Origin of the sequence: Mesorhizobium sp. 1B3 (assembly GCF_050958605.1) — a bacterium.
Taxonomy (GTDB): Bacteria; Pseudomonadota; Alphaproteobacteria; order Rhizobiales; family Rhizobiaceae.
Genome location: NZ_JBJHDO010000002.1, coordinates 612384 through 624416, shown reverse-complemented (window position 1 = coordinate 624416; position 12033 = coordinate 612384). Strand labels below are relative to the sequence as shown.

The window sequence follows — 12033 nt, the reverse complement described above, 5'->3', positions numbered from 1 at the left end:
GTTCTGGCTCGGGATGAACAGGATTGACGGTGCAGGCGCTGGGGCCGCCGCACTCCGACGGCCTGCAGCTGTCAGGGCAGCAGCACGATCTGGCCTGTCGTGCGCCGCGCCTCCAGCTCCTGGTGGGCGGCGGCGGCCTGGGCCAGCGGAAAGGTGTGGTTGATGTCGGCGCGAACGATGCCCTTGCGCATCGCCGCGAACAGGTTGTTCGCCGCCTCCAGGAGGTCCGCCCGTTCGGCGATGTAGGGGAAGACCTGCGGACGCGACAGCGCGATACACTTAGGCGCAAGCACGGCGATGTTGACCGGCGGCACGGCGCCCGAGGCGTTGCCGAAGCTGACGAGATGGCCGTATTTGGCCACCGCGGCGAGCGAGGTCTCGAAGGTGTCCTTGCCGACACCGTCATAGACGTAGCGGCAACCGCGGCCCGACGTGATCTCGGCGACCCGCGCGACAACATCTTCGTCGGCGGTGACGATGACGTGGTCGGCGCCGGCCCTGCGAACCTCGTCGACCTTGGGCTTCGAACCGACCGTGCCGATGACCGTGCAGCCGATCGCCTTGGCCCAGGCGGTCAGGAGCAGGCCGACGCCGCCGGCCGCGGCATGGACCAGCACGGTGTCGCCGGCAGCCGCCTGTGTCGTCTTATGCAGCAGACGCTCGGCCGTCATGCCCTTCAGCATCAGTGCCGCGGCCGAGCTGTCGTCGATGTCGTCCGGAAGCGGCACCATGCGTTCAGCCGGAACAACGCGCCGTTCGCTATAGGCGCCCGGCACAGTCATGACATAGGCGACGCGTTGGCCGACCGCGAGATCCGTAACACCAGGTCCGATCGCTTCGACAATGCCTGCGGCCTCCATGCCGGGCGAGCCCGGCAGAGTCATCATCTGGTAGGCGCCCTTACGGACATAGACGTCGATGAAATTCAGGCCGATCGCCGTGTGGCGAAGTAGCACCTCGCCTGCGGCCGGAGCGGCCAGCTCGACATCGCGCCATTCCAGCACTTCGGGGCCGCCGGCTACGGTTTGTACGATTGCTTTTGACAATTTCTTTCCTCGCTGTTCGTTTCTCGTCGCCGCGCCGCGTCAGGATCAGACGACCGGATTCGGCTGGTGCCGGGCGAGCGCGGCTGTCGCCGTCGGGGGCGGCCAGGTGCCGATCAGGCGCCAGGCGAAGCCCAGATGTTCCTTCAGCAGGAAGGCCAGCCGGTCGCCATCGCGTCGTTTCAGTGCCGCGACAAGCTCGCCATGCTCGCCGGCTGCCGCCCGCCAATCCTGCGCCCGCATCACCGCCAGATAGCGGATGCGGTAGAGCCGGATGTTCAGGTGCCCGTGCATCTCGATGAGAATTGGGTTTCGCGACCCCGCGATGATCGAGAGGTGGAAGGCCTGGTTGGCTGCGAAATAGCCGGCACGATCCTCGACGGCGAATGCTTGGCCGAGCACCTCGTGGTAGTGCTGCACGCGCATGATGTCGGCCTCGGTCGCCATGCGGCAGGCGAGCCGCCCGCCGAGCGATTCGAGCTCGGTGTAGACCGTCAGCATGTCGGCTATTTCAGCGTCGGTCGAGCGGACGACGACCGCACCCTTGTTGGGCGTCAGGTCGACCAGCCGCTCCATAGCCAGGATCTTCAGGGCATCACGCATCGGCGTGCGCGAGACATTGAGGTTTTCGGCGATCTGGCGCTCGCGGATGCGCTCTCCCGGTTTCAGGCGGTCATGGATGATCAAGTCGCGGATGTAGTCGGCCACCTGCTGCGGCAGGGGCTTAATCGACGGGACGACTTCATTCATTCGAGACTCCCACATTGCGGCAGGCCGATATCACGCTGCTTCCCTCAGGCACGCCGCAGCGAAATTTCACATTGATTTGGCATACCATGTTGACGGATGGCATGCAATACGACACGATACCACTCCGCATCTTAGCGGTGCCGGAAATCGAGGGAGGAAAGAGATGCAAAGCGGTAGCCGGCATCAGGAAACACTCTTGAGCCACCTCGGGCGCGATCCCGCTCGCCACCAGGGCGCAGTCAACATACCGCTTCACCGCACGTCCACCATCATCTTCGACAGCGTCTCCGAAATCGACGCGGCCAAGAAGGCCCGCTTTGACAAGGGGCAGGTTTTCTACGGGCGCTTCGGAACGCCGGACGTCTTCGCCTTCGAAGCGGCGATCTCGGAACTCGAAGGCGGATATGGCACGGTGGCCGTGCCGTCCGGACTGGCGGCCTGCGTGCTGCCTATGGTCGCTTTTCTCAAGCCGGGCGACCACTTGCTGGTCACCGATGCGGTCTATGAGCCGGCGCGCACCAGCATTTCCGCCTTCATCGCCCGCAGCGGCGTCGAGGTCACGTTCTACGATCCGCGCATCGGTGACGGCATCGAGGCGCTGTTCAGGCCGAACACCAAGATGGTCTACCTGGAGACGCCAGGCTCGCTGACCTTCGAACTGCAGGACCTGCCGGCAATCTGCGCTGTCGCGAGGGCGCATGGCGCGCTGACGGTCTGCGACAACACCTGGGCGACGGCGATCTTCCATCGGCCTCTCGCGCTCGGCGCCGACATCGTCGTGCAGGCGGCGACGAAGTACATCGTCGGGCATTCCGATGCGATGCTCGGCCTGGTTACCTGCGAGGAGGCGCATTATCGTGCGCTCCGGGAAGCCGCCAACTGGCTCGGCTATCGCGTCTCGCCCGACGACGTGTTCCTTGCCGCGCGCGGCCTTCGCACGCTGGCCGTACGGCTGCGCCAGCATTTCGAAACCGGCCTGGTGCTCGCTACCTGGCTGGAGACACTTCCCCAGGTGCGGCGCGTCATCCATCCGGCGCTGCCTTCCCATCCCGACCATGCGATCTGGAAGCGCGACTTCACCGGCGCCTCCGGCCTGTTCGCCGTCATTCTCGACACGGACTCAATGGAAAAAGCGACCGCCTTCATCGAGGACCTTGAGCTCTTCGGGCTCGGATTTTCCTGGGGCGGCTTCGAAAGCCTGGTTCTGCATGGCGACCCGGCTCATGCCCGGACTGCTACCGAATGGACAGAAGAAGGAATTCTGGTTCGCTTGCACGCCGGATTGGAGAATGTCGGCGACTTGAGAGCGGACCTCGCCCGGGCGATTTTGAGGGTGGCCTGAAGCAGGATGGTGTCGAGTCCCGAACTCGGCGGATGGCCACCCTGCCCTCCCTCCAACGAAGCGACCAACAACAGGGGTACATCATGAATAAGACTGCGCAATCAATGGGACGGAGGCTCGCTGCAGCGCTGCTCGGTGTGGGACTGCTGTTCGGCACGTCGGCCCATGCCGACGAAAACCTGGAATGGGCCTCGGGCTCGCCGGGCGGCAGCTGGTTCACCATCGTCACCGGCCTTTCCAACATCGTCCAGGAGAAGAACCCGGACATTAAGATCCGCGTCGTGCCGGGCGGCGGCCGTGACAATCCGACCTTCATCGACAAGGGCATCAGCCAGCTCGGCATGGGCATCGACTTCCTCGCGGCAGCGGCGAGCAAGGGCGAGGATCCGTATGCCGGCAAGAAGCACGAGACGCTGCGCTCTCTCGGCGGCACGTGGGCCCCGGCCGAATTCCACGTCATCGTTCCGGCCGACGACAAGCGTACGCTCGACCAGATCCTGGCCGACCCCAAGATCCGCATCGGAACCTCGCCGAAGGCCACTTCGGAAGAGTTGACGCTGATGCGCGCGCTGGAGTTTTACCAGAACACGCCGGACAAGATTTCCGCCGCCGGCGGCACGGTGATCAACGGCACCTACAATCAGCTCATCTCCGCTTTCCAGGACGATCAGATCGATGTCCTCTGGGGTGCCGGCAGCGTGCCGACCGGCATTGCACTCGAGGTCGAGACCGGCCGCCGCGACGCGCGCCTCGTCAATTTCCCCGAACCGCTGATGGCACATTTCGCCGAGAAGTTCGGATACGGCAAGGGAACCATCCCGGCCGGCTCCTATGCCAAGCTCCAGCCGACCGGCGAACCGACCACCGTCACCACGATGGAAGCGCTGATCCTGGTCTCGTCGACGGTGTCCGAGGACACCGCCTACCGCATCACCAAGACGCTGATCGAGAACCGGGACCGTTTCCCGAACATCTACAAAGTGCTGGCCAAGTATGACCCGGCAACGGCCTGGCAGAACCAGCCCGTTGCCCTGCATCCGGGTGCCGAGAAAGCCTACAAGGAACTCGGCTTCATGAAATGACGCGAGCGGGTGCCGGCCTTCATCGGCACCCTCCACCTTGGACCGGGGAACAACAACAATGAGATCCATCAAGGGGCCAATAGGGGTAGGAATCGCCATCTGGCTCGCCTGCACCGGCGCCATTCATTTCTACTTCACCGGCTTCGGCTTTCCGGAGCCCCTGAAACTGGCGAGCCTCCATCTCATGCTCGCCGTTCCTCCGGTATTCCTGCTGTACCCGGCGCGAACGACGTCCCCGCAGGGGCGGCCGACGGCCCTCGACTGGGTGCTCGCACTCGCCGCCTTCCTGCCCAGCCTGTACATCTACCTGAATACAGACAGGGTCTACGGCCGCAGCCCCTTCATCGACGAGCTCTCCACGCTTGAGCTCGTGCTCGGTACGCTGATGGTCGTCCTGGTTCTGGAAGCTGTGCGGCGCGCCCTTTCGGTGGTCCTGTCGATCCTCGCGGGACTGGTCATCGGCTATATGTTCGTCTGCGAGATGCTGCCCGGCGTCTGGTACTACCGCGACCTGCCGTATGCCCAGGTAGTCGACGTCCTCTACCTGATGAACGGCAGCGGCCTGTACGGCCAGCTCACGGGCATCTCAGCAACCATCGTCGCCGCATTCCTCGTCTTCGGCGCCTTCCTGCAGGGCAGCGGCATGGGCCGGCTGTTCATGAATCTCGGAACGTTCCTCGCCGGCCGCTACACCGGCGGCCCGGCAAAGGTGGTCGTGGTCGAATCCGGCCTGTTCGGCATGACCAGCGGATCGTCGGTCGCCAACGTCGTGGTCACTGGTTCGGTCACCATCCCCGAGATGAAGCGCATGGGTTTCCCTGCCGCGATGGCGGGTGGCATCGAGGCCGCCGCCAGCGTCGGCGGGCTGATCATGCCGCCGATCATGGGCGCTGCCGCCTTCGTCATGGCCGAGATGATCTCGGTCCCCTATCTGAACATCGTGTCAGCCGCGGCAATCGGTGCCGTCCTCTACTACCTCGGCGTTTTCGTTGCCGTACACTTCCAGGCCAAGCGTCTCGGCATCGCCTCCTTGCCCAAGGAAGAGATCGCAACCTTCCGGCAGGTCGTCCGCGACATTCATTTCGCGATACCGCTCATCGTGCTGATCACGCTTATGACGATGCGCTACTCGCCCTATTTCTCGGCTTTCTGGGCGACCATCGCCGTCTTCATCACTGCCTGGCTGCGCAAACACTCCCGCATGGGGCTGCGGGCCGTCTTCGACGCGCTTGTCGACGCCGGGCAGACGATCTGCGTCATCGCGGTGGCGGTTACCGCCGCGGGCATCATCACCGCGGGCCTCACCAACACCGGCCTGCTGCTCGCCTTCACCGGCATCATCAAGGGACTTGCCGGCGACTCGTTGCTGCTCCTGGTCCTGCTGGTGGCCGTAAGCTGCCTGTTCCTCGGCATGGGCGTTCCCACCACGCCCGCCTACATCATCACGGCGGCCATCGGCGCACCGTTGATCGCCGAGCATGGCGTGGCATCGCTGCTCAGCATCCACCTGTTCATCCTCTATTTCGCGGTGCTTGCGGACGCCACGCCACCGGTAGCGGCAGCCTCCTACGCGGCGGCGGCGATTGCCAGGGCCAATCCGCTCTCTACCGGGTTCCAGGCCTTCCGCATGGCCGTGGGCGGGTTCATCGTCGGCATCGCCTTCATCTACGAGCCCGCGCTCACGCTCGACGGCACGCTATCGGAAATCGTCTCGACCACGCTCGCCATCGCCTCGGGCATCGTGCTGATCACGATCGGATATATCGGCTACACCGACGGCAAGCTGGCGTTCTGGATCCGCTTCCTGCTCGTCATCGCAGGTGCCGGCTGCGCCCTGCTCCACATCGTGCCGGAGTGGTATCGGGCGATCGTCGGGATCGCGCTCATCGCCGCCATCATCTTCGCGAGCCGCTGGTACTTCGGTGTCAGCGGCAGCCGCATGGGCGCGATCGCGCCCAACGCAAACAGTTGAGCCTGGAGAACATCATGCAGCGCAAGAAGACCTATTACGGCGTGTCCGTCGGCATCCTGATGGTGAAGAGCCATTTCCGCCGCTATCTGGGCGATGTCGGCAATGCCGAGACCTGGTCGTTCCCCGTCCAGTACCGCATCGTCGAGGATGCCGTGCCGGCGCGGATGACGGACCTGCACAACTCCTCCTTGCTCGAGCCGTTCAAGCGGGCGGCCGACGAACTGATCGCGGCCGGCGTGGACGGCATCACCACGACCTGCGGCTTCCTGTCGATCTATCAGCGCGAGCTGGCCGATCACTGCAGCGTGCCGGTGGCGACGTCGAGCCTGTTGCAGGTGCCGATGGTCGAGCGGATGCTGCCCACCGGCAAGCGTGTCGGCATCCTCACCTACAATGGCGAGGTGCTGAACGGGCCCTATCTCGATGCCGTCGGCATTGCCCAGGACACCCCCGTCGGCGGCATGCCGCAGGACTCCAACTTCGTGCGCTGGATCAAGGAAGGCGATAACAGCGTGACCTATGACACGCTGCGCAGCGAGGTCGTCGCGACGGCCGAGCGGCTGATCCGGGCCAATCCGGACATCGGCGCGATCGTCTCCGAATGCACCAACCTCGCCCCGTTCACCTATGACATCCAGCAGCGGCTGGGCGTCCCGGTCTACGACACGGTGTCGATGGTCAACCTGTTCCATGCAGGCCTGCGCCCGCGCCGCTACGACAACGACTGAAAAGCGGTATGATCGTGACGGCGGCACCTTCGGCTGAATTCGCGGTGATTGGCGGCGGCATTGTCGGTGCCGCCATCGCCTATGGCCTTGCCAAAGCCGGCGAAAACGTCGCGCTTTTCGACGAGGGGGACGTCGCGTTTCGCGCCGCGCGCGGCAATTTCGGCAACGTCTGGGTCCAGGGCAAGGGCGGCTCGTCGCCGGCCTATGCCGACCTGACCCGGCAGGCGGCGAACGACTGGGCGGCCTTTGCGGGTGAACTCGAGGCGGAGACGGGCGTTGCGCTCCACTTCCGGAGACCCGGTGCCTTCTACATCTGTTTCACCCCGGAGGAGCTGCAAAAGCGGGCCGCCATGATGGCCAGCATCGATAGCCGCGCCAAGGTGGCAGGCAGCTTCGAGGTCCTGGATCGGGACGAAGTCGCGCGACGGCTGCCGGCGATCGGTCCGGATGTCGCCGGCGCAACCTACTGCCCGGCCGACGGCACAGCCAATCCGCTCCATCTGCTGCGAGCACTTATCGCCGCGGCCTGCCGGCTCGGCTGTACATATGTCCCGAAGGGCCGGGTTCGGAAGGTCGAAGCCGACGGATCGGGATTCACGCTCCAGACCGACAAGGGTATCGCAGGCTGCGGCAGCGTGGTGCTGGCTGCCGGGCTCGGCAATGTCGATCTCGCTCCGCAGCTTGGGCTGAGCGCACCGGTACGTCCGGTGCGCGGCCAGATCCTGGTCACCGAGAAGGTCGAGCCGTTCCTTCACTACGGCACCAACTTCATTCGCCAGACCATCGAGGGTGGCTGCCTTTTCGGCGAGTCCTCGGAGGAGGTCGGACTGGACGATGGCACGACTCTGCCTGTGCTGCGCGAGACCGCCCGGCGCGCGGTGACGGCGTTCCCGTTGCTGCGCAACGTTCGCGTCGTGCGCAGCTGGGGTGCCCTGCGCATCATGACGCCGGATGGGGTTCCGGTCTACCAGCAGTCGCCCACGCATTCGCGCGCCTTCGTCGTTTCGGTCCACAGCGGCGTTACGCTGGCGCCGTTCCATGCCGGCGAATTGGCAAGCCTGTTGCGTTCCGGCGCATTCGACACCGGGCGTTTTTCCTCCTTCTCCCCGGAGCGTTTCAATGTTCAGGCCGCTTGAAACCCCAAGGGATGCGCTCACGCGCATCACCGTCGACGGTCACGCGGTAGAAGCGATCGCGGGCGCCAATCTCGCCGCTGTGCTGCTTGAGGCCGGTTTCGCCCCGTTCCGCACGACACCCGTCAGCGGCGCACCGCGTCTGCCCTACTGCATGATGGGCGTCTGCTTCGATTGCTTGGCCGTGGTCGACGGTGTGCCCAACCGCCAGACCTGCCTGGAGCAAGTGCGCCCGGGAATGGTGGTTGAACGTCAATCAGGGCCTGCAAAGACGAGCTGCCCTCGATGAGCAATGCACCGGTCGACGTCGCCATCGTCGGGGCCGGCCCGGCGGGCATGGCCGCGGCGGCCGCCGCGCGGGAACTCGGCCTTTCGGTCGCGCTGTTCGACGAGCAGCCGACGCCAGGTGGCCAGATCTATCGCAACGTCATGGCGATAGGGGACGGCTTGCGTGCGGAAATCTTGGGCAAGGAATACCTTGCCGGCCGCCCCCTGGCGCAGCGCTTCCTCTCGAGCGGCGCTGCCTATTTCCCCTCCAGCACCGTCTGGCGCCTGGCCGAGGACGGCATATCCTGGACCTCGCCGGCCGGCGGTGGCGAGTGCGCCGCGCGCCGCGTTCTCATCGCCACGGGCGCGATGGAGCGGCCCTTTCCCGTTCGAGGCTGGACCCTGCCCGGCGTCATGACTGCCGGCGCGGCCCAGATCCTGTTGAAGTCGACCGGCACGGTGGCCGACGACGCAGTCTTCGTGGGTGCCGGCCCCCTGCTCTACCTGATCGTCTGCCAGTACCTGCAGGCGGGCGTGCGCGTGCGCGCCGTGCTCGACACAGCCGATCCGTCCAATCGCTGGCAGGCGCTACGCCATCTGCCTGTGGCATTGACCGCGCCCGGATATTTGGCCAAGGGCCTGAAGCTGCTGGCGCAGATAAGGCGCTCCGGCGTTCCCCATCATCGCGGCGTGCGCAATGTCGCCTTCGCGGGCGATGGCAAGCTCTCGGCGGTTACATGGGCGGATCGCGACGGCACCCACCAGCTCGAATGCGCCCACGCCTTTGTCCATCAGGGCATCATTCCCAACGTCAACATGACGATGGCCGCAGGCGGCAAGCACCGATGGGACACCGGGCAGTTGTGCTGGCGGCCGGAGCTCGACGACCACGGCCGCACCAGCAAGGACTGGCTCATAGTCGCCGGCGACGGCGGCGGCATTGCCGGCGCACGCTCGGCTGCCTTGTCGGGCGAGATCGCAGCCCTGGCGGCAGCTGTCGACCTCGGCAGGATCGACGGCGCCGAACATGCCCGCAGAAGCCTGCCGCTGCTCGCAACTCGCCGGCGCGATCAAGCTGTCCGGCCATTCCTGGAAAGGCTCTATCGGCCCACGGATGCGCTCAGGATTCCCCAGTGCGACGAGGTGGTGGTCTGCCGCTGCGAGGAAGTGCGCAAGCGGGACGTCTGGGCTGCCGTCGCGGAAGACTGCGCCGGACCAAACCAGTTGAAAAGCTTTACGCGCGCCGGAATGGGTCCCTGCCAGGGGCGGATGTGCGGTCATACGGTCGTCGAGACGATGGCCGCGCAACGCGCCGTGAGCCCCACCGAGATCGGCTACTACCGAATCCGGATGCCGGTGAAACCTGTTACCGTCGGCGAAATCGCCGGCCTTGGCCGAAACGAAGGAGGAATTACCCAATGAGCAAGCCGAAAGCGGTCGAATATGCCGACGCCGCACCGGAGGTAAAGGCGGTGTTCGACGACATCATGACGTCACGCGGCCTGACCGACGTGAACAATTTCTGGAAATATCTCGCCAATGATCCGAAGTCGCTGAAGCGCACTTGGGAAAGCGTCAAGGAGGTCATGGCCCCCGGCGCCCTCGACGCCAAGACCAAGGAGATGGTGTACCTCGCCGTCTCCGTGACCAACAATTGCGGCTATTGCATTGCCAGCCACAGCGCCGCGGCGGCGAAGGCCGGCATGACGGCCGAGGAGTTCGGCGAACTGATGGCCGTGGTCGGCATGGCCAACGAAACCAACCGCCTTGTCAACGGTTACCGCGTGCCGATCGACCCGGCATTCGAAAAATAGGTCGCAATCCCGTCCGAGCCGAATCAAGGACATCGCTGACGTCGACTTCTCGACCGGCTCGGTCGGCCTAAAGGGGGCGCGATCACGGCATTCGCCCGATCATGCAGACTATCTCGCGGTCAAGTCTCGAGCCGAGGCCGGCAACGAGATCGGGTCGGTTCCTTTCGGTGCCTGCGGCTTGTTGCTACCAAGGCCCCGGAAGCTAGCACAAGCCTCAGGCTGCACAGCGACGCATCGTCAAACGAGCTATTTTCCAAGTGTCGCCGCAAAATAGCAGCGATTCTTTTAAGTGCTTGATATTTCTATATCTGCCAACAAAATGTGATTCGGCGCTCCAAGCACAGGCGATTCTGTAGAACTCAACAGAGACGCCAGTGCTGCTCGCCTCCATATATACGTACCGTGCTTTCCTGAGCCTTCCAGAGAAAGCCCCCAAAGACTTAACCTTTTGTGCAGTTGAAGAGGCCGCAATTCAAGCGACGCCTTACCACCCATCATCCAACGGGCCTCAGCAGGAAGCACGTAATTCTCCGTGAAGGCCTGTACGTCGGCTCGGCGAGGTGCAATAGGCAAGAATCCCATCTTGATTAACTCCGAGACCACAAAGTCGGTACTTCCAATCAGAACGGCGGCCTCCTGTTGGGTGAGATGTGCTTCGGCATCAGCGCCAACAGACCAGGCCGCAAAGGCGGGAGCTAAGTCCGCGATTGCTCCAATATGCTCTATGCCCAAACTGGACATCAGGGACTTACCTGACCGCATTCTCCAAATCGACAACCGCCCCTCAAGAATCGCCGATAGGATCGCAGGCCAAGGATTGCCAAGGTGATATCCAATTTGATTCACCGCATTAGTAATTCGTACCAAATGGATAGGTGCAGAAGCCTGCTCGACTTTTTCGCCAACGCGTTCACGCAACGCTTCAAACGAACCGGGACAAAAGTGAATGCCACGCCCTGCGATCGATTTAGCTAGACCTGTTTCCATTTCTAAAAGGCCAATGTCTAACAATCCCTGCAATGCAATAATAGGAATTCCAGACGCTCTTTCGATTGTCGCTGATGAGCAAAGTTGGCGACGTAATGCGACAATCGAAGCGATCTCGTGTCGTTTCAGTAGCGCGGGTGATTTTTGTGTACCATGGGCGCGCAAAACAGTTAAACGCGGATCGCGCGACAATCTCTGGACAACATGGCGGGACATTCCGAATTCCTTGGCTGCCTGATCGCACGTCAAGAAATCTGCGTCAAATCGAGTTTCAACTCGACGAACCAAGTTTGCGCGTTCGGCAGACCTCTGCATATTATCGTATAGGACCGCGCGAAATTCGGTCTTAATGTTACTCGTGAGGCTCGGACCATACGGAACATTCAGTAATGAGCCGAGCTCCTTCTTGATCCCGAAAAATCCTGCTCGAGCGTCTGAGGTCGACCGCGCACTGTCTGCAAGGCGATGCAAGCCTTCCGGCCAATCCAGCACTGCACGTCCAGCCTGTGCAAGCAGATTGGGTGTGATGACTGCGTAATCCAGTTTGGCCCGATTTGGTTTTGCATCAGGTGACCGTCCATTTGCCGCCACGGCTGCTGCTAACACGATGCAAAACTCAAAAACATCACCCCGAGAACATTCCGAGAAAGGCAACACCAGCTTCGGCGTCGACGTTTGAGCCGAGGCGATTAGACTCGTAACAAAATCCAGCGCTTCTTCATCTTCCACCTCCACAAGAGGCTGCGGGAAGTCCCTGAGGTCGACAATCGGACGAATGAAGTTGTTTCGGTCTCTTTGCACGCACCTTCCACAAAACTGAATCCCATAGGAGCGAAAGTAGTCCAACGGCCGCCTGCATTCAGGACAGGAAGATAGCAGGGCCTCTTTGGTATGAGGGTCAAATGACAGCGGGCG

Annotated in this window: 11 protein-coding genes; 8 read left to right on the top strand and 3 right to left on the bottom strand. The window is 63.2% G+C overall.

Annotated features, from left to right (window positions below):
* Positions 1-71: 71 nt before the first annotated feature.
* Both ACCO56_RS08020 and ACCO56_RS08015 read right to left on the bottom strand, forming a co-directional pair.
* Entirely contained in the window at positions 72-1046 is a 975-nt protein-coding gene (locus ACCO56_RS08020; RefSeq protein ID WP_433639367.1) for a quinone oxidoreductase family protein, read from the bottom strand.
* Positions 1047-1091: 45 nt separating this feature from the next.
* The gene (locus ACCO56_RS08015; RefSeq protein ID WP_433639365.1) at positions 1092-1793 is read right to left on the bottom strand and encodes a GntR family transcriptional regulator; all 702 of its coding nucleotides are present in this window, start codon (positions 1791-1793) and stop codon (positions 1092-1094) included.
* Between the two features lie 196 nt (positions 1794-1989).
* On the opposite strand from ACCO56_RS08015, the gene metC reads away from it, so the two are divergent.
* From metC to ACCO56_RS07975, 8 genes are all read left to right on the top strand, one after another.
* Positions 1990-3135, top strand: coding sequence for a cystathionine beta-lyase (gene metC / locus ACCO56_RS08010; protein ID WP_433639363.1), 1146 nt, complete (start codon positions 1990-1992; stop codon positions 3133-3135).
* Between the two features lie 83 nt (positions 3136-3218).
* The gene (locus tag ACCO56_RS08005) at positions 3219-4217 is read left to right on the top strand and encodes a TAXI family TRAP transporter solute-binding subunit (RefSeq protein WP_433639360.1); all 999 of its coding nucleotides are present in this window, start codon (positions 3219-3221) and stop codon (positions 4215-4217) included.
* 58 nt (positions 4218-4275) lie between these two features.
* Positions 4276-6189, top strand: a complete 1914-nt coding sequence (locus tag ACCO56_RS08000) for a TRAP transporter permease (protein WP_433639357.1) — start codon at positions 4276-4278, stop codon at positions 6187-6189.
* Between the two features lie 14 nt (positions 6190-6203).
* A complete protein-coding gene (locus ACCO56_RS07995) occupies positions 6204-6917 on the top strand; it encodes an aspartate/glutamate racemase family protein (protein WP_433639355.1) in 714 nt (237 codons plus the stop codon).
* Positions 6918-6925: 8 nt separating this feature from the next.
* A complete protein-coding gene (locus ACCO56_RS07990) occupies positions 6926-8053 on the top strand; it encodes an NAD(P)/FAD-dependent oxidoreductase (protein ID WP_433639354.1) in 1128 nt (375 codons plus the stop codon).
* Positions 8037-8339, top strand: coding sequence for a (2Fe-2S)-binding protein (locus ACCO56_RS07985; RefSeq protein WP_433639351.1), 303 nt, complete (start codon positions 8037-8039; stop codon positions 8337-8339). The genes ACCO56_RS07990 and ACCO56_RS07985 overlap by 17 nt, the downstream gene beginning before the upstream one ends.
* Positions 8336-9739 carry an NAD(P)/FAD-dependent oxidoreductase gene (locus ACCO56_RS07980; RefSeq protein ID WP_433639350.1) on the top strand — a complete coding sequence of 468 codons (1404 nt, stop codon included), beginning with the start codon at positions 8336-8338 and terminating at the stop codon, positions 9737-9739. Before ACCO56_RS07985 ends, ACCO56_RS07980 begins: the two co-directional genes overlap by 4 nt.
* Positions 9736-10131, top strand: a complete 396-nt coding sequence (locus ACCO56_RS07975) for a carboxymuconolactone decarboxylase family protein (RefSeq protein WP_433639348.1) — start codon at positions 9736-9738, stop codon at positions 10129-10131. Before ACCO56_RS07980 ends, ACCO56_RS07975 begins: the two co-directional genes overlap by 4 nt.
* A 285-nt stretch (positions 10132-10416) precedes the next feature.
* Here ACCO56_RS07975 and ACCO56_RS07970 read toward each other — a convergent pair whose 3' ends face one another.
* Positions 10417-11919, bottom strand: coding sequence for a hypothetical protein (locus ACCO56_RS07970; RefSeq protein WP_433639346.1), 1503 nt, complete (start codon positions 11917-11919; stop codon positions 10417-10419).
* Between the last annotated feature and the right edge of the window lie 114 nt (positions 11920-12033).